This is a genomic window from Shewanella sp. SM68 (genome assembly GCF_025653925.1).
Classification (GTDB): domain Bacteria; phylum Pseudomonadota; class Gammaproteobacteria; order Enterobacterales; family Shewanellaceae; genus Shewanella; species Shewanella oncorhynchi.
This window is the reverse complement of sequence record NZ_JAKKRU010000001.1, coordinates 313,273-331,524: the sequence shown is the minus strand read 5'-3', so window position 1 is coordinate 331,524 and position 18,252 is coordinate 313,273. Positions and strand designations below refer to the sequence as shown.

General features: G+C 45.9%; 14 protein-coding genes and 1 pseudogene. 12 read left to right on the top strand and 3 right to left on the bottom strand.

Annotation, left to right across the window (positions count from 1 at the left end; all coding sequences use genetic code 11):
• Nucleotides 1-194 precede the first annotated feature (194 nt).
• The 3 genes from gyrA (at nt 195) to L5M40_RS01445 (ending at nt 5,450) form a co-directional block, all read left to right on the top strand.
• On the top strand, nt 195-2,945 hold the full coding sequence (gyrA, locus tag L5M40_RS01455) for a DNA gyrase subunit A (RefSeq protein ID WP_028759867.1): 2,751 nt from the start codon (nt 195-197) through the stop codon (nt 2,943-2,945).
• 135 nt (nt 2,946-3,080) lie between these two features.
• Nucleotides 3,081-4,172 carry a 3-phosphoserine/phosphohydroxythreonine transaminase gene (gene serC, locus L5M40_RS01450; RefSeq protein ID WP_263176177.1) on the top strand — a complete coding sequence of 364 codons (1,092 nt, stop codon included), beginning with the start codon at nt 3,081-3,083 and terminating at the stop codon, nt 4,170-4,172.
• Between the two features lie 357 nt (nt 4,173-4,529).
• Nucleotides 4,530-5,450, top strand: a complete 921-nt coding sequence (locus L5M40_RS01445; RefSeq protein WP_105252555.1) for a LysR family transcriptional regulator — start codon at nt 4,530-4,532, stop codon at nt 5,448-5,450.
• On the opposite strand, the gene L5M40_RS01440 is transcribed toward L5M40_RS01445, so the two are convergent.
• The 3 genes from L5M40_RS01440 to L5M40_RS01430 all read right to left on the bottom strand — a co-directional run bounded on the left by L5M40_RS01440 (nt 5,447) and on the right by L5M40_RS01430 (nt 9,457).
• Entirely contained in the window at nt 5,447-6,307 is an 861-nt protein-coding gene (locus L5M40_RS01440) for a YjjW family glycine radical enzyme activase (protein WP_263176240.1), read from the bottom strand. The two genes, L5M40_RS01445 and L5M40_RS01440, sit on opposite strands and share 4 nt — an antisense overlap.
• A 26-nt stretch (nt 6,308-6,333) precedes the next feature.
• Nucleotides 6,334-7,890, bottom strand: coding sequence for a YjjI family glycine radical enzyme (locus L5M40_RS01435; RefSeq protein WP_263176176.1), 1,557 nt, complete (start codon nt 7,888-7,890; stop codon nt 6,334-6,336).
• A gap of 376 nt (nt 7,891-8,266) precedes the next feature.
• Nucleotides 8,267-9,457: an amino acid aminotransferase gene (locus L5M40_RS01430; protein WP_263172078.1), complete on the bottom strand. Its 1,191-nt coding sequence runs from the start codon at nt 9,455-9,457 to the stop codon at nt 8,267-8,269.
• Nucleotides 9,458-9,892: 435 nt separating this feature from the next.
• Here L5M40_RS01430 and aroA point away from each other — a divergent pair, with 435 nt between their 5' ends.
• The 9 genes and pseudogenes from aroA (at nt 9,893) to L5M40_RS01385 (ending at nt 18,105) form a co-directional block, all read left to right on the top strand.
• Nucleotides 9,893-11,173, top strand: a complete 1,281-nt coding sequence (gene aroA / locus L5M40_RS01425) for a 3-phosphoshikimate 1-carboxyvinyltransferase (protein WP_263148166.1) — start codon at nt 9,893-9,895, stop codon at nt 11,171-11,173.
• 186 nt (nt 11,174-11,359) lie between these two features.
• Nucleotides 11,360-12,052, top strand: a complete 693-nt coding sequence (cmk, locus tag L5M40_RS01420; protein ID WP_028759874.1) for a (d)CMP kinase — start codon at nt 11,360-11,362, stop codon at nt 12,050-12,052.
• Between the two features lie 99 nt (nt 12,053-12,151).
• Nucleotides 12,152-13,822, top strand: a pseudogene (gene rpsA, locus L5M40_RS01415) (30S ribosomal protein S1); the annotation flags it as partial.
• A gap of 73 nt (nt 13,823-13,895) precedes the next feature.
• Nucleotides 13,896-14,183, top strand: coding sequence for an integration host factor subunit beta (ihfB, locus tag L5M40_RS01410; RefSeq protein ID WP_006081718.1), 288 nt, complete (start codon nt 13,896-13,898; stop codon nt 14,181-14,183).
• Nucleotides 14,184-14,305: 122 nt separating this feature from the next.
• Nucleotides 14,306-14,581, top strand: a complete 276-nt coding sequence (locus tag L5M40_RS01405; protein WP_028759876.1) for a LapA family protein — start codon at nt 14,306-14,308, stop codon at nt 14,579-14,581.
• A gap of 1 nt (nt 14,582) precedes the next feature.
• On the top strand, nt 14,583-15,743 hold the full coding sequence (gene lapB / locus L5M40_RS01400) for a lipopolysaccharide assembly protein LapB (RefSeq protein WP_113940394.1): 1,161 nt from the start codon (nt 14,583-14,585) through the stop codon (nt 15,741-15,743).
• A gap of 45 nt (nt 15,744-15,788) precedes the next feature.
• Entirely contained in the window at nt 15,789-16,484 is a 696-nt protein-coding gene (gene pyrF, locus L5M40_RS01395; protein WP_263176238.1) for an orotidine-5'-phosphate decarboxylase, read from the top strand.
• Between the two features lie 186 nt (nt 16,485-16,670).
• Nucleotides 16,671-17,492, top strand: coding sequence for an SDR family oxidoreductase (locus L5M40_RS01390; protein WP_028759878.1), 822 nt, complete (start codon nt 16,671-16,673; stop codon nt 17,490-17,492).
• 70 nt (nt 17,493-17,562) lie between these two features.
• Nucleotides 17,563-18,105, top strand: a complete 543-nt coding sequence (locus L5M40_RS01385) for a DUF2058 domain-containing protein (protein ID WP_263176174.1) — start codon at nt 17,563-17,565, stop codon at nt 18,103-18,105.
• Nucleotides 18,106-18,252 lie beyond the last annotated feature (147 nt).

The following is an 18,252-nucleotide window of genomic DNA, read 5'->3' as shown; positions in this document are numbered from 1 at the left end:
ATTTCAACGCTTGTTTATAGCTCAAACGACCAAATTGACAGTGTTTTCATCTATTAAGCCACCAGACTCTCAATTCGATAATGATAGGTCTGGCGACATTAAATAACTGTGTTAGAATGCCAAATCACGTTTTTGGGCTAGGCAATGATACGGATTATACGTTGTCGGCTATTTTTCAGGGGAACGAGCAGTTTATGACTGATCTGGCATCATCTATTTCGCCAATTAATATCGAAGACGAACTAAAGAATTCGTACCTTGATTACGCCATGAGCGTTATCGTGGGACGTGCATTACCAGACGTGCGCGACGGCTTAAAGCCGGTTCATCGCCGCGTTCTGTTTGCCATGAGTGAATTGAAGAACGATTGGAACAAGCCTTACAAAAAATCTGCCCGTGTGGTTGGTGACGTCATCGGTAAATATCACCCCCATGGTGATTCTGCTGTTTATGACACTATCGTCCGTATGGCCCAGCCATTCTCACTGCGTTACACCTTAGTAGACGGCCAAGGTAACTTCGGTTCGGTCGACGGTGACTCAGCGGCGGCAATGCGTTATACCGAAATCCGTATGGATAAGTTAGCGCACCAATTACTGGCCGATCTTGAAAAAGAGACAGTGGATTTCGTCCCTAACTACGACGGCACAGAACAGATCCCAGCTGTATTACCTACACGCGTACCTAACCTGTTAATTAACGGTTCATCGGGTATTGCCGTGGGTATGGCAACCAACATCCCACCACACAACCTAACGGAAGTAGTGAAAGGCTGTTTGGCATTGATTGAAGAACCCTCACTGTCGATTGAACAGTTGATGGAATACATTCCTGGTCCGGATTTCCCCACTGCAGCGATTATCAATGGCCGTAAAGGCATTATTGATGCCTATAAAACTGGCCGTGGCCGCGCGATCATGCGTGCTCTGGCAGATGTGGAAACCGAAGATAATGGCCGTGAGCGCATTATCGTCACTGAAATCCCGTATCAAGTGAACAAAGCGCGGTTAATCGAGAAGATTGCCGAGCTGGTTAAAGATAAAAAGCTTGAAGGGATCAGTGGTCTACGCGACGAGTCTGATAAAGACGGTATGCGTATCGTTATCGAAATTAAGCGCGGTGAAGTGGGCGAGGTTGTACTAAATAACCTTTATGCTCAAACGCAAATGCAGTGTTCTTTCGGGATTAACATGGTGGCCCTGACCAATGGTCAGCCTAAACTGTTTAATCTTAAAGAAATGCTCGAATGCTTTATTCTGCATCGCCGTGAAGTGGTGACGCGTCGTACCGTATTTGAACTGCGTAAAGCCCGTGAGCGTGCCCATATTTTGGAAGCGCTGGCGGTTGCACTGGCTAACATTGACCCGATTATTGCACTGATCAAAGCCTCACCCACGCCTGCGGATGCCAAAGTGAAATTGGTTGAGCAAGGTTGGGAATTAGGCCACGTTCAAGGCATGCTGGAAAAAGCGGGCGATGACGCCGCGCGTCCAGAGTGGTTAGAGCCACAATACGGTATTCGTGACGGTCAATACTTCCTGACTGAGCAACAAGCTCAGGCCATTCTGGAACTGCGTTTACACCGTTTGACCGGTCTTGAGCACGATAAGATCATCGCCGAATACGAAGAACTGCTCGAATTTATCGCGGGTCTGCTGTTTATTTTGCGCAGTCCTGAGCGTTTGATGGAAGTGATCAAGGAAGAATTAGTTCAAATCCTTGAAGAATATGGTGATGCGCGCCGTACAGTGATCAATGCCAACGAAGTCGATATGAGTCTTGAAGACTTGATCAACGAAGAAGACGTTGTGGTAACACTGTCGCACTTAGGTTATGCCAAGTATCAACCATTGACCGATTACCAAGCCCAGCGCCGTGGTGGTAAAGGTAAAGCCGCGACGAAAGTGAAAGACGAAGATTTCGTCGAGAAGCTGTTAGTTGCCAATACCCATGATACCATTTTGTGCTTCTCTGATTTTGGTAAGATGTACTGGCTCAAAGTGTATCAACTGCCATTAGCGAGCCGTACGGCCCGTGGTCGTCCAATTGTTAACTTGTTGCCGTTATCCGATGGCGAGCGCATTACTGCGATTCTGCCAGTACGTGAATACGCGGCGGACAAGTACATCATCATGGCGACCTCACACGGTACTGTGAAGAAAACCGCACTAACTGCTTATAGCAATCCACGTGCAAACGGTATTATCGCCGTTAACCTCAAAGACGGTGACCAACTGATCGGTGTCGATATCACTAACGGTGATGACGAAATCATGTTGTTCTCGAACGAAGGTAAAGTGGTTCGCTTTGGTGAGAAAGTTCGTGATTCTGAAACAGGCGAAGTGAAAACCGATCCTGAAACTGGTGAAGAAGTCTTGTCCTTACGTCCTATGGGCCGTACTGCAACAGGCGTTCGTGGTATCCGTTTAGAAGAAGGTCAGAAAGTCGTGTCGCTTATCGTACCCAAAGGCGATGGCGCGATTCTGACTGTGACTGAAAACGGCTACGGTAAACGGACGCAACTGTCTGAATATCCAGCGAAGAGCCGTGCGACTAAAGGTGTGGTTTCAATCAAGGTGAGTGAACGTAACGGCGCTGTTGTTGGGGCTGTTCAAGTCGGTCTTAACGACGAACTGATGCTCATCAGTGATAAAGGTACCTTAGTGCGTACACCTGCGAGCGGCGTGTCTATCATTGGCCGTAACACTCAAGGTGTAACGATTATCCGCACTGCGGGCGACGAGAAAGTGGTCGGCCTACAACGTATCGACGAAATCCAAACTGAAGAAGATGAAGTCGAGCTGGATGAAAACGGTTTACCGATTGTTCCTGTCATTATCGAAGGCGAATTAGCCGACGAGGCTCTTGAAGAAGCGCTGGATGACGAAGAAGAGTTGGACGAAGATGAAGACGAGCTTGCTGATGATGAGCAAGACGAAGAGTAATTAAGTGTCATATTAACGAGCGTCCAATTGGACGCTCGTTTTTTTAATGGCATTGATGTTGATAGCATTGTTCGTTTTAGAATGGTTTCGTATTTATCAATACCTACATCATGGTTGGGATTAAGGAGAGTGTCAGTGAGCGCGATTTATAATTTCTGTGCTGGACCTGCAATGTTACCCGCAGCGGTAATGAAAAAAGCACAACAGGAATTACTTGATTGGAATGGCCAAGGCGTTTCCGTGATGGAAATCAGCCACCGAAGTAAAGAGTTCATCGCGCTTACACAACAAGCCGAGTCCGATTTACGTGAACTGATGCAGATCCCCACAAATTACCATGTGCTATTTATGCACGGCGGTGGTCGTGGACAGTTCTCCGCTGTTGTGAATAATTTTTTAGGTAATCATGGCAGAGCCCTGTATTTAGTCAGTGGTCAATGGTCATCTGCCGCGTTAGCCGAAGCACAAAAGCTCGTGGGTGAAGCGCAGATTGATAGCTTGAATATTGTTGAAAAACACAATGGACTCAATGCGGTTGTCTTACCTGATTTACATAAGATCGATGCCGATTATCGCTATGTTCACTATTGCCCTAATGAGACAGTAGATGGTATCGAAATTTTTGATGAATTAGACCCACCTTGGCCAATTGTTGCCGATTTATCGTCAACCATTATGTCACGTGAAATCGACGTCAGCCGCTACGGTTTGATTTACGCTGGCGCACAAAAGAATATAGGTCCATCGGGTCTGTCGATAGTGATAGTGCGCGATGACATGTTAACACTGCCGAGTTTACCGCAGTCGTCCATCATGGACTATCGTTTAGCCGTTGAGCATGACTCTATGTTCAACACACCGCCAACCTTTGCTTGGTATCTCGCCGCTGAAGTCTTTGCTTGGCTTAAGTCCATTGGCGGCATTGCGAGTATTGCAAAAATTAATCAACAAAAAGCGCAGATGTTATATCAATGCATTGATGGTAATGCTTTCTACCGTAATGGGGTTGTTGCAGCGAACCGCTCACAAATGAACGTGACTTTCCAATTAGTCAACGAAGCGCTCGATAGTGAGTTCCTAAAGCAAGCCCAAATAGCTGGACTCGTTGCCTTAAAGGGCCATCGTATCGTAGGTGGTATGCGTGCTAGCCTCTATAATGCAATGCCACTCGATGGCGTAGTTGCCTTGGTCAAGTTTATGAATGAGTTTGCAAACAAACATAGCTAGGCTTAGCTGTATTGAGTTACTCATTAGCTTGCGACGCTTAGCGTCTAGAGTTTGCTGCTTGAATATCAACGTTATGCTTATTGAATGTTGATCATCAGTTAGCCATCTCAAGTGAGACATCCCAAAAGCGAATGCTCAAATGCATTCGCTTTTTTGTTAACTTTAATTTATCGACAATGGCGTTAAGCAAGATGACGTTGAGACCAGATGCCTTCAAGAACACTCGTTTTGAGAAAGCCTGTGAGCTGACGCGCATTACTGAGTAAGATGCTGGGTTAGTTATATGTTATTGTTTATCATGATTAAAAGAACGTATCTTTAAATGCGTGTACACGATAAATCAATAGGATGTCACCGATGGATTTGGCCAAGCTTTCGCGGATTAGTATGAAGCATTTGATCACTTTGCATGTGATGCTCGATACCCTGAGTGTAACCGCCAGCGCCGAACGTTTATGTTTAAGCCCCTCATCCGTCAGTAAAACCTTAAGCCAGCTCAGGGACAGCTTGAACGATGAACTGTTCTATCGTAACGGCAACTCACTGGTAGCAACCCCATTGGCAAGACGATTAGGGCCTAGCGTGCAGCAAATGATCAATGATATGAATCAGATCATGAGTCAGGATGCGTTTAACCCTGCACATTTTGAGGGGCGTTTTTCGCTTGCGATGCGCGAAAGTACCTTTGAGCTGCTGGCCGCCAAGCTCAGCGCCCATATTCTGAGCTTGGCTCCTAATATCCGCCTCGATATTTACAGCAAAGACAATATTGGTTTTGATGGATTGCTTAAAGGTACATTAGACTTTGTGCTGTTACCCCATGATCTGAGTCAACCTAATCCTCTTCAAGACGATCTGGTGTGGGAAACCTTGTTTAGCGATGAAATGATCTGCCTGATGAATTCATCCCATCCCTTGGCTAAACAGCCGCATATCAGCTTCGATGATTACCTGAGTTTTAGCCATATTGGCATTACAGACACAGATCTGAGCACGCCTTTTTTTGATATTTTGCTCGCCCAGCAATCTAAAAAACGTGCCGTTCCCATTTCGGTCCCAGACTTTGGCAGTGCTGCGTTAATGTGCCATCACAGTGAGTTGCTCTTTACCTGCTCGCGCCGCTGGGCATCTATTGCCAGCCAAGCTCAAGGCTTAACGATTAAATCTTTACCCATAGAATATGGCAAAGTGGCTTACAGCCTAGTTTGGCATAGTCAAAGCATGAAAGATCCCGCGCTGCGCTGGCTTTATGAGCAAATTTTGTTTTGCAGTCGTTAAAGGTATATAGAAGGTAACATGAGATTGGTTACGCCTCGCTTTGCAAGGGTTGCGGCTAAGCGTTCAATATCGGCTTGTTTACAGCTTGGCCAATTGAGTGCTGCATCGACAACACCATGATGGTGAAAGGCATTTAACTTAACTCGCGTATCTGGGCCTAGCAGAAGTAAATAGGTCGCTAGTGCTTCTATTTCTTCCTCGTAATCCGTGATGCTTGGAATGTGCAGCAATCTCACCTCATACAGTTTTTGCTGTTTAGCCAATAACTGGATTGATTTGAACACGGCATGGTTATCACGACCGGTAATATACCTATGGGTATCCTGTTGCCACGCTTTAAGATCCACCATAGCGCCATCTAAAAACGGCAGCAGTTTATGCCATCCCGTTAGACTCAAACTGCCATTGGTGTCGAGCATACAAGTCAGGTGTGATAACGGCTTTGTGGCCTTAATCGCTTGAAACAACCCAATAATAAACGGCAGTTGCAGGCTCGCTTCGCCGCCGCTAACCGTAATGCCATTAATAAAGTGACGCTGACTATGGAGAATCGTCAGTATATCCTCAACGGTGTAACGAGTGAGCTTGGGGCTCGCTTGTTTTGGGCATACGGCAAGGCAGGTATCGCATTGGCTACAACGCTCACTATCCCAGTGAATACGAGGCTTATTATTGAGATTTATCAATGTCAGCGCATTTTCAGGGCAGGTGGTGACACAATCGCCACAGGCATCGCATAAACCTATGGTATGTGGGTTATGGCAGTTTTTGCATTGATAGTTGCAGCCCTGCAAGAATAACACGAGCCTGCTGCCAGGCCCGTCGACGCATGAAAAGGGCAATAGCTGACTGACTATTGCCTGTTTATTTATGGCCGGTTCATTTAACAACACAGGGGGGAGTGCTCATGGGCGATAACGCGTGCTTGTCGTTGCAATATTCCCGTATTAACCGCAGCTTCTGCGGCTAAGCCTGTGGTATTGAGACGCGAGCCGCACTGTTTAAACGCTTTAATATCTGAGCGTTTTACCATATAGCCAGTCACGCGCATTAAATCGTTAGAGGCGACATTGGCGGTAAACTCCCTAAAACCTAACTCAAGTGCGGCTTTACACAGTTGGAACATGGCTTGAGGATTGGATTTTACAGTTTCATCTATGGTCAAAATATCGCTAATCCCCGCCGTATAATACTGATGATGCTGCGCTAAGGCTTGAATATGGGCGATGGGATTCGGTTCAATACCATAGGGAATACGAACGCCTGGGGTCACATCGTTGTCGATACTAATACCGCCCTGTGAATGCAGTAGTGCCCGCCCATGGTAACCATGGGCGACGGGTGTAGATTTCACTATGGTATCGAGCGTGGCAGAAATACGGTAGCCAAGTTGATTTGCATCTGCCTGATGACCATAGCCAGTGTGTTGATCTCGTTGAGATAACTTCGTTGCATCAGTAGTCGTGAATGTCCGCAGAATATTCACGGCTTCTGCCATGCCGTAAATACCAAACATGGGTGCAAAGCGCGATTCATCAATCAATTGCTCTTTAACTAAAAAGCTGTCAAAGAAGTGTGATTCTTGATGCAAAAATGCCGAGCGCGCTTCAATGAGCTCGAAGGTGAGTGAGCAGTAATTTGGCAATACAGTATCAAAAAAATCGTTTATAGAATTGGCCTTTAACGCCACTTCTTTAAGATTCAGTCGAACTAAGGTATTGGCGCCGCCCGCTAACGGCAACGCGTTGTAGCAACTGACAATACCAAAACCGCGCTCATCAAACGCACTGGTATGCAGTGGGTAATTCGCGATATGCGGCTTACTGCACTGACAAATATTGGTGGTCGCAAGCAACAACAATTCATCCGGCGTGACGGCGGGGTCGTACATAAAGGTCAAATTGGGGGCAACTTGTTTTAACTCTGCATCAATGCGCAGTAGGGTGCGGCAAACGATGTTATCTGTAGGGCCAATATTCACGTGCATAAAGGCATCGGGCAGGGTTCTGTCGAGCATGATCCAGAACAGCTTTAATTTACGATAAAGGACTTCTGAATCTATTCCTTCAACGAAAGGCATCAAAATGTCATCCAGCTGACCTAAATACACGGGGATATTGGTCACCGATGGCACGTGATGATACAGAATCGTTAAGGCATTGATAGCTTCGTCCAAGTTTTTTGCCGCTGATAACTCTAAGTATTCAGAGCCTTGTTGAAGGTAGCGGGCATAATCTGGCAACACATAGCGTGGTTTAAACGGCGCATGGCCTTCAAACATGTCGCAAATAATACCGTCATTCATCGCCGCTTTTACCTCGGGCGATATCGACATATAGGGCAAACTGGCTTCCGCTTCTAATGCTAAATAGTTGGATTTTTGCTTGGGTGAAAGCTGAGGGCTAGTAACGATTTGCACTAATCTATCTGGTAATAACATGGCGGAATATCCACAAGTTCTATGATAACCACTAATTTACTCAGTGGCGTTGGCTTTAAAAAGTGAAAATAGCTGCAGTCCTGATTAATGAAATGGAAATCCGCCGACCGAGGTCACAATTTGTGGCTTATTGCGATAACGCCGCGATGCCAAAATCGCTAGAATGTGGTTTTACGATTGAAAATAAATGCTTGAACAGTGAGACGTGGTGGTGTTTGTCATATTGGGGGATATGCAACAGAGGATAATAAACTGTCAAAACTTATCGGGTGGGATGATTGAAAAATTGAATACATTAGGCGGTAAATGAACTCTGCTGTATCTCTTTATTGCGGGAATACAGCAGAGTGAGCGGTGCAGATAAACTCAGCGGCGCTTAGAGCACTTTAGCAATTGATTGGGCTAAGTAATCGACGTTATCTTCACTGATCCCAGCAATACTGATGCGACTTGAACCTACCATATAGATGCTGAATTCTTTTTGTAGGCGCGCCACTTGCTCTGGAGCCACCCCAAGGAAAGAGAACATACCTTTTTGGCGGGCGATAAAGCTAAAGTCACGGTTTACGCCGTTGGCTTTAAGTTTATCCACTAAAATGGCGCGGTTGCCGTTGATGCGATCGCGCATCACTTTCAGCTCATCAAGCCATTCTTGGGTTAATTCTTTTGATCCTAAAATCGTCTCAACAATCGCCGCACCATGGGCAGGTGGCATAGAGTAAAGGCAGCGAACCACATAAAGCAGTACCGATTGCGCGATATTGGCGGTATTGGCATCTTTGGCAATCACAGAGCAGGAACCAATACGCTCACGGTACAAACCGAAGTTTTTCGAGCATGAGCTGCACAGGATCATATTATCGACCGCTGCCGCCATATGACGCACGCCGTAGGCATCAATATCAACGCCATCACCAAAGCCTTGGTAGGCCATGTCAATCAGTGGCGTAAAGCCTTGCTCTTTTGTAAGGGCAACCACTTTATCCCATTGCTCTGTGGTTAAATCCATTCCGCTTGGGTTATGGCAACAGGCGTGGAATAACACCACATCATCAGGACTTACTTGCGATAATGCAGCAAGCATCTCATCAAATTTCAATGATTTGCTATCGTAGTCATAGTAAGGATAGGTTTTAACAGTAATACCAGCTGCTTCGAATAAACCGATATGGTTTGCCCAAGTTGGATCGCTTACCCATAACACGGCATTCGGGTTGCAGCGTTTGATAAAGTCACCCGCCACGCGCAGCGCGCCTGTACCACCGGGTGTTGAAACGGTGCGGATACGGTTAGCGATAATGGCACTGTGGCCAGCACCAAAGGCTAATTCCGTCATCAAGGTGTTGAATTGTGGTGAGCCTGTTGGGCCGATATACACTTTGGTGGTTTCGGTATCGAGACGGAATTTTTCCGCTTTTTTCACGCAGCTTAGAATAGGGGTAACGCCGGTAGGATCTTTATAAACGCCCACACCTAAATCCACTTTTTGTGGGTGAGAGTCTTCGCGGTACTGAGTTAACAAGCCAAGGATGGGGTCCGCTGGCATTGCGATGAGTGAGTTAAACATAGCTCCATCTACCTTTCTGGTTATAGTGCAAACGTGATTGTTCGTATCAGATATGCGTTATTTATCGTTTGGAGGCTAGAATAGCGCGGAAAGGTAAAGTAATTAAAGTGAAAACTGTGATTACACGCCAGTTATCTTGGCAAAAAAGCCTGCCAAAAATACGGTTAAATCATAAATTAACCACTTAAATTTTGCGTTTTTGTTGTTTTTACACTGATCTCAGCAAATAATCTGACCAAAATGCCATTTTTCTCGAAAAAACGGTTGAATCCTTAGCGACAATCGGTAATTTTATAACGACGAAGCACCAACAAGGCCCCAATCTCCTTTTATTTGTAATCTTAACTTGACGCGCTGTAGCGTGAAGTTGCCATTTTGCGTATTCAGTCCGCGTGATCGTGATGATGACGCCCTATAGAGAAAGAAGATTTATTCATGAAGCAATTACGTCTTGAACCTGTTGTGCAAGTCCACGGTGAAATCAATATTCCGGGCTCAAAAAGTATTTCAAATCGAGCCTTATTATTGGCCACCTTAGCCCAAGGTACTACCACGCTCACCAATCTGCTCGATTCAGATGATATCCGCCACATGCTGGCCTCCCTCAAGCAGTTAGGGGTGAACTACCGTTTATCGCAAAACAATACTGTGTGTGAACTCGATGGTTTAGGTGGTGTGATTTCCTCAGCATCCGCGCAGGAATTGTTTTTAGGCAATGCGGGTACCGCAATGCGCCCCTTATGCGCCGCCTTAACCTTAGGCCAAGGTGAATTTACCCTCACGGGCGAACCACGTATGGAAGAGCGTCCGATTGGCGATTTAGTCGATGCCTTAAGGCAACTCGGTGCCAATATTGTTTATCTTAAAAATGACGGTTTCCCGCCACTGACGATTAATGCCACTGGCCTTAATGGCGGTGATGTTGAAATTGCAGGCGATTTATCGAGCCAGTTTTTAACGGCTTTGTTGATGGTTGCGCCGCTTGCTAAGGGCAGCGTCAATATCCATGTCAAAGGCGAGTTAGTCTCTAAGCCTTATATCGATATCACTATCGCCTTGATGGCGCAGTTCGGCGTTAAAGTCATTAACCATGACTATGCCCGTTTTGAGATTGTTGCAGGCCAGCGTTATATATCACCAGGCAAAGTACTGGTAGAAGGCGATGCGTCATCGGCATCGTATTTCCTTGCCGCTGGGGCGATTAAAGGCGGCGAAGTCAAAGTCACGGGTGTGGGCCGCTTGAGTATTCAAGGTGATGTAAAATTTGCCGATGTGCTCGAAAAAATGGGCGCAGATATCGAGTGGGGCGATGACTATATTATTGCCCGCGGCTCACAATTAACCGCCGTCGACTTAGATATGAACCATATTCCCGATGCGGCTATGACCATAGCTACGGCCGCGCTATTTGCGAAAGGCACGACGGTTATTCGCAATATTTACAACTGGCGCATCAAGGAAACCGACCGCTTAGCAGCAATGGCTACTGAGCTGCGAAAAGTGGGCGCCGAGGTTGAAGAGGGGAATGACTACATTAAAATCACCCCGCCAGCCGTTATTAACACCGCTGAAATTGATACCTACAACGATCACCGCATGGCCATGTGCTTTTCTATGCTGGCATTTGCCGATTGCGGTATCACCATCAATGATCCTGACTGTACTTCTAAAACATTCCCTGACTACTTTAAGCAGTTTGCGAGCCTGCAAGGCTAAGTCTGTTTGTTTCGTCATTGTTACAACCATCAATGTCAAGAATAGCAAGCCGTATTTGTGCGGCTTCTAATCTTCATAAAAAATCCACGGATTTTGTTTGTCTTTTGTTGTACAATGCGGCGCGCTCATTTTCGGGGGCTCACTTGATGAACTCACGGATGATGGTTATTTTTTGCGGAGGAATGTATGTCTGAACGGGCTCCTGTAGTCACAATCGACGGCCCAAGTGGTGCTGGCAAAGGTACAATTAGTCAATTATTGGCTCAGCATCTAGGTTGGCAACTACTTGATAGTGGTGCCATTTACCGAGTTCTTGCGCTTGCAGCAATTCATCATAACGTTGAACTGGAAAATGAAGAGTCTATCACGTTGTTAGCGGCACATCTGGATGTGAAGTTTCTAACAGGCAATGATAAAGATCCGGTTCAAGTGATATTGGAAGGTGAAGACGTCACCAACGACATTCGCACCCAAGAGTGCTCGAATGCCGCTTCAAAAGTCGCTGCCTTTCCACGGGTGAGAGAAGCCTTATTACGTCGCCAACGGGCCTTTAAAACGGCGCCAGGATTAATTGCCGATGGTCGTGACATGGGAACAGTCGTTTTCCCAAGTGCGCCGGCAAAATTATATTTAACCGCCTCAGCTGAAGAGCGTGCCCAAAGACGCTATAATCAGTTGCAGGACAAGGGCTTCGATGTTAATATCGAGCGCCTTTTAAGTGAAATTATCGAACGTGATGACCGCGATATGAATCGTCCGGTGGCTCCTTTAGTCCCCGCCGATGACGCGCTCATTATCGATACTAGCGGTAAGGGTATTGATGAAGTGCTAGCGCTTGCGCTTAACTTTATCAACCAAAAATTATCCGGCACTAACTAAGTTAGTCCACCGGATAGGTATTCGTATTAAGGATGATACGGATAATTTGACTGACTCCACGTCTAGGACGGACAGTGGTTTAATAAAGAAAGTAACCTAAACATGACTGAATCTTTTGCTGATCTATTTGAACAATCCCTTCAAACTCTGGAATTCCGTCCAGGCTCTATCGTTCGTGGTACTGTTGTATCAATCAAAAACGGTATGGTACTGGTTGACGCGGGTCTGAAGTCTGAAAGCCCAATCCCAGCTGAACAATTCAAAAACGCTCAAGGCGTTTTAGAAATTCAAGTTGGCGATGAAGTTGACGTAGCTCTTGACTCTGTTGAAGACGGCTTCGGTGAGACTCAACTGTCTCGCGAAAAAGCGAAACGTCATGAAGCTTGGATCGTTCTGGAAAAAGCTTATGAAGATGCTGAAACTGTAATCGGTATCATCAATGGTAAAGTTAAAGGCGGTTTCACTGTTGAATTAAACGGTATCCGTGCCTTCTTACCAGGTTCTCTAGTTGACGTGCGCCCAGTTCGCGACACCGCTCACTTAGAGTACAAAGAATTAGAATTCAAAGTTATCAAGCTAGACCAGAAGCGTAACAACGTTGTTGTTTCTCGTCGTGCAGTTATCGAATCAGAAAGCAGCGCTGAGCGTGATGCACTGTTAGAAAACCTGCAAGAAGGTCAAGCAGTTAAGGGTATCGTTAAGAACCTGACTGACTACGGTGCATTCGTAGATTTAGGTGGTGTTGACGGTCTGCTACATATCACAGATATGGCGTGGAAACGTGTTAAACATCCATCAGAAATCGTCAATGTTGGCGATGAAATCAACGTTAAAGTACTGAAGTACGATCGTGAGCGCACTCGTGTGTCTCTAGGTCTGAAACAACTTGGCGAAGATCCATGGTTAGAAATCAGCAAACGCTACCCAGAAAACACACGTTTAACTGGTCGCGTTACTAACCTAACTGACTACGGTTGCTTCGTAGAAATCGAAGAAGGCGTTGAAGGTCTGGTTCACGTTTCTGAAATGGATTGGACTAACAAGAACATTCACCCATCTAAAGTGGTTAACTTAGGTGATGAAGTTGAAGTTCTGGTTCTGGACATCGATGAAGAGCGTCGTCGTATTTCTCTAGGTCTGAAACAATGTAAGACCAATCCATGGGATGACTTCGCAACTCGTTACAACAAAGGCGACAAGGTTTCTGGTAAGATCAAGTCAATCACTGACTTCGGTATCTTTATCGGTCTTGACGGCGGTATCGATGGTCTAGTTCACCTGTCTGACATTTCTTGGAACGGTACTGGCGAAGACGCAGTTTCTGAATACAAGAAAGGCGATGAAATCCATGCAGTGGTTCTGTCTGTAGATCCAGAGCGTGAGCGCATCAGCTTAGGTGTTAAGCAAACTGAAGATGATCCATTCAACGCATACTTGGCTGACAAGAAGAAAGGTACTATCGTAAACGGTACTGTTTCTGCTGTTGATGCTAAAGGTGTGACTGTTGAACTGGCTGACACTGTTGAAGGTTACATCCGTGTAGCTGACATTTCACGTGAGCGTATCGAAGATGCATCTACTGTCTATAATGTAGGTGATGCAATCGAAGCTAAGTTCATGGGTGTTGACCGTAAGAACCGCTCTATCAGCCTGTCAATCAAAGCGAAAGACGAAGCTGAAGAGAAAGAAGTAATGGCGACTCTGAACAAACAAGATGACGCTGTTATTAGCAATGCAATGGCTGAAGCGTTTAAAGCAGCTCGTAAATAATCGCCTGTTGTTTGGGGAGACATCTCTCCCCATTAGGCGACTGTGTTTGGCTTGATAATAGGGGATAGCTAGGATGACGAAATCTGAACTTATCGAAAAACTCGCCACCAGGCAGTCGCAGCTGTCGGCGAAAGAGGTTGAAGGCGCAATCAAAGAAATGTTGGAGCAAATGGCAACAACATTAGAAAGCGGTGATCGTATTGAGATCCGTGGCTTTGGTAGTTTCTCGCTTCACTATCGTGCACCGCGGACTGGCCGTAATCCAAAGACTGGTTCATCAGTCGATTTGGAAGGTAAATACGTCCCGCACTTTAAGCCAGGCAAAGAACTGCGCGAGCGTGTTGACGCCGTTAATGTGTGATTGACCGCATAGTAAAAAGCCTCCGTTAGGAGGCTTTTTTGTATCTATTGTAAGGCAATACTGGTCAGCTTAGTAAATTTCTTGGATAATCATTAAATTGAAACGCGTTTAGGGAGTGCAGCGTGAAATCATTTGTAGCAACTGTGCTTGTGGCACTGTTATTTATTTTGGCGTTGATTTTTGGCGCGCGTAATGAACAAGTGGTGACCATCAGCTATTTTGTCGCACAGGGTGAATATCGTTTACCTGTTGTGTTAGCGATTGTCTTTTTTGCTGGTTTTATTTTGAGTTGGTTATTTGCTAGCTACTATATTGTTCGCTTGAAATTAAGTTTAGCGGCAACTAAAAAGAAACTAAATCAAGTGATCGCTAAAATCCCTCAGGATGTAGACGCCTAATATGCTTGAGATCCTCTTTCTGTTGCTTCCCATTGCTGCCGCCTATGGCTGGTATATGGGGCGACGGAGCATAAGGCAGAATCAAAGTAATCAACGTAAACAATTGAGCCGGGATTATTTTACTGGCCTCAATTTCTTACTGTCGAACGAATCGGATAAAGCCGTCGATTTGTTTATCAGTATGCTAGATGTTGACGATGAAACCATCGATACCCATCTGTCACTCGGTTCGCTGTTCCGTAAGCGAGGTGAGGTCGACCGCTCTATTCGTATCCATCAAAATTTAATCGCGCGGCCTACATTAACCAATGAGCAGCGTGACATCGCTATGATGGAGTTGGGTAAAGATTATCTAGCAGCAGGTTTTTACGACAGAGCCGAAGAAATCTTTATCAACTTGGTCAGCCAAGACGATCACAGTGAAGAATCTGAAACACAGCTGATTGCTATCTATCAAGTGATTAAAGAGTGGCAGAAAGCCATTGATATCACTAAGCGTTTGAGTCGTAAACGTCAGCAAGTTTTAAAGCCGTTAACGGCGCATTTCTATTGCCAGTTAGCCGATGAAGCCAGTGATGACGCGCAGAAAATTAAACTGCTACAGCAAGCGCTGAAGCAAGATCCCCAATGCGGTCGTGCATTATTGACCTTAGCGAAAAAATTCCTCGATATTCAAGATTATGCCCAGTGTAAGCAAATGCTGCTGCAACTGAAAAAAGCCGATATCGAGCTTTTTGCCGATGCGATTCCAACGGCCAAACAAGTTTATCGCGACACGCAAGATAAAGAAGGTTTTCAAGAATTACTCGCGGGCGCCATGGCCGATGGCGCTGGAGCTTCTGTGGTGGTCGCCTTAGCGCAGCACATGATAAGTCTTGATGAGATTAAAGCGGCAGAGACCATGGTGCTCGATGCGTTATATCGCCATCCGACCATGAAAGGTTTTCAGCACTTGATGCAGATGCATTTGCGCCAAGCCGAAGAAGGGCAAGCTAAGCAAAGTTTAACTATGCTAGAGCAGCTCGTTGAACAACAAATTAAATTCCGTCCGAGTTACCGTTGTAAGGAGTGTGGTTTTCCTTCCCATGCGCTTTACTGGCATTGTCCTTCCTGTAAAAACTGGGGCAGCATTAAACGGATCCGAGGCCTAGACGGCGAATAATCTATTAGAAGAATACACAGTTTGTGTAACCCCGTTGGAGAGATGATGACGACTAAACCTATCCTCGTAGCGCTTGATTACGATAATAAAAACCATGCTTTACAACTGATAGAGAAACTCGATCCCAACATGTGCCGCCTTAAAGTCGGCAAAGAAATGTTTACCTTGTTTGGCCCGCAACTGGTGAAAGATATCCATGATCGTGGTTTTGATTTATTCCTTGATTTGAAATTTCACGATATTCCCAATACTGTCGCCAAAGCCGTGGCCGCAGCCGCAGAGCTGGGCGTATGGATGACGAACGTACATGCCAGCGGTGGCTTAGCCATGATGGAAGCGGCAAAAAAAGCCTTGCTGCCATACGGCGATAAAGCGCCTATGCTGATCGCGGTCACAGTATTAACCTCGATGAGTGATGACGATCTTAAATTACTCGGCATCAATGTTCCTGCGTTTGAGCATGTGCAACGTTTGGCGAAGCTCACGCAGCAAGCGGGACTCGATGGCGTGGTGTGTTCCGCCCAAGAAGCGACAGCCTTGAAATCACTGTTAGGTTATGATTTCAAGCTCGTGACGCCGGGGATCCGCCCAGTTGGCAGTGATGCTGGCGATCAACATCGGGTGATGACGCCACCTCAAGCGATTGCCGCCGGTTCAGATTACCTAGTGATTGGCCGCCCAATCACCAAAGCTGCCGATCCGTTAGCGGCATTGCAAGCGATTCACCAATCATTGGCATAGACGCCACACTAGCCGTCTAAAGCGCGGTTTGAAAGCCGTTTGACCGTCGTTTAAATAAAAAAGGCTTGGAATCGCTTGTTGGTATCCTTGATATGATTGATAAAAGTTGAAATAGTATCTTGAATGACAGCATAGAATAATGAATCACATCCTGAGTGCTTATCTCACTGTTCACGGAGAACGCCCATGTTTAATGCTACGATGTTTAACTATCAAGGTAAGAATGTTGTCGTTGTCGGAGGAACCAGTGGGATAAATCTCGCGATTGCCATTGCGTTCGCACAGGCTGGCGCAAATGTGGCCGTTGCGAGCCGGAGTCAAGATAAAATCGATGCCGCGGTATTGCAGTTGCAACAGGCCAATCCTGACGGTATTCATTTGGGTGTGAGTTTTGATGTGCGCGATCTTAGCGCCCTTGAAGTCGGTTTTGATAAAATCGCTTCTGAGTTTGGTTTTATCGATGTGTTGGTCAGCGGCGCGGCGGGGAATTTCCCCGCCAGCGCCGCAAAGCTTTCGGCCAATGGTTTTAAGTCGGTGATGGACATTGATTTGCTCGGCAGTTTTCAAGTGCTAAAGCAGGCTTATCCTTTGCTGCGTCGCCCCAATGGCAATATTATCCAGATTTCGGCGCCGCAGGCTTCGATCGCTATGCCAATGCAAGTGCATGTTTGTGCGGCTAAAGCGGGTGTGGATATGCTGACGCGAACTTTAGCGTTAGAGTGGGGCTGTGAAGGGCTGAGAATTAATTCGATTATGCCTGGCCCCATCGCCAATACTGAAGGTTTTAATCGCCTTGCACCCAGTGCCGCATTACAGCAAAAGGTTGCTCAATCCGTTCCGCTAAAACGCAATGGCGCAGGTCAGGATATCGCCAATGCCGCGCTATTCTTAGGCTCTGAATTAGCTTCTTATATTACGGGAGTTGTGCTGCCGGTCGATGGCGGTTGGTCACTTGGCGGCGCCAGTATAGCGATGACAGAGCTTGGCGAACTGGCCGCAAAAATGTAGTTTGGTTTTAGATGATTGATATTCAAAATCGAGAACTTTGATTTTATAGAAATTAAGTAGGTAATGATCCATGGCTAATGCATTACAAGAGCAGCTACTCAAAGCAGGGCTTGCCAGTAAACAAAAGGTTCGCGACGTTAAGACTCAAAAACGCCGTGATAAAAAATCACGAATAGATGATGGCTCCAGTGCTTTTAAGCAAGAAGTGGCTGAGCAAAAACGGTTGCAGGCGCAAAAAGATAAAGTGCTAAATGAGCAACGTTTTGCTGAGGCATCTGAGCGTGGACAAGTGCGCGGTTTAATCACAGAGTTCACTAAGTCTGCGATTAAGATCCCAGCTTATGCTGAAGTGAAATTTAACTATACTCTTGATAATAAAATTTATTCTTTATACATAGATGAAAAACTGCAGGCAGAATTGCTTAAAGGGCAGTTAGGCATAGTGCGTTACGAAGATAAGAGTTACTTAGTACCACATAAGTTAGCCGAGCGAGTTAAACTGCTGGTGCCGCAGTGGTGTGGTTATCTGTGGCAACAGGATGAATCTAAAGCTGTGGTCGTTGAAGATGATCCCTATGCAGATTACGCAATTCCTGATGATTTAATGTGGTAATTGCCACAAGCCTGTGACCTAACGCTAAGACAATCCTGTTGTAAAGCTTATAAAATAGAGACCCTTAAGTTCAAGCTTAAGGGTTTTTTTATGGGTTAAATTTATATTTAGCTCGCACACTCGCATACTTTTATATTATTCACAGCT

Excerpts from the sequence above, each read along its gene's own strand:
- L5M40_RS01435 (WP_263176176.1), bottom strand. The coding sequence starts at position 7,890 with ATGTTATTACCAGATAGATTAGTGCAAATCGTTACTAGCCCTCAGCTT.
- L5M40_RS01385 (WP_263176174.1), top strand. The coding sequence starts at position 17,563 with ATGGCTAATGCATTACAAGAGCAGCTACTCAAAGCAGGGCTTGCCAGT.
- cmk (WP_028759874.1), top strand. The coding sequence starts at position 11,360 with ATGTCTGAACGGGCTCCTGTAGTCACAATCGACGGCCCAAGTGGTGCT.
- pyrF (WP_263176238.1), top strand. The coding sequence starts at position 15,789 with ATGACGACTAAACCTATCCTCGTAGCGCTTGATTACGATAATAAAAAC.
- L5M40_RS01390 (WP_028759878.1), top strand. The coding sequence starts at position 16,671 with ATGTTTAATGCTACGATGTTTAACTATCAAGGTAAGAATGTTGTCGTT.
- L5M40_RS01430 (WP_263172078.1), bottom strand. The coding sequence starts at position 9,457 with ATGTTTAACTCACTCATCGCAATGCCAGCGGACCCCATCCTTGGCTTG.
- ihfB (WP_006081718.1), top strand. The coding sequence starts at position 13,896 with ATGACGAAATCTGAACTTATCGAAAAACTCGCCACCAGGCAGTCGCAG.
- lapB (WP_113940394.1), top strand. The coding sequence starts at position 14,583 with ATGCTTGAGATCCTCTTTCTGTTGCTTCCCATTGCTGCCGCCTATGGC.
- aroA (WP_263148166.1), top strand. The coding sequence starts at position 9,893 with ATGAAGCAATTACGTCTTGAACCTGTTGTGCAAGTCCACGGTGAAATC.
- gyrA (WP_028759867.1), top strand. The coding sequence starts at position 195 with ATGACTGATCTGGCATCATCTATTTCGCCAATTAATATCGAAGACGAA.
- L5M40_RS01445 (WP_105252555.1), top strand. The coding sequence starts at position 4,530 with ATGGATTTGGCCAAGCTTTCGCGGATTAGTATGAAGCATTTGATCACT.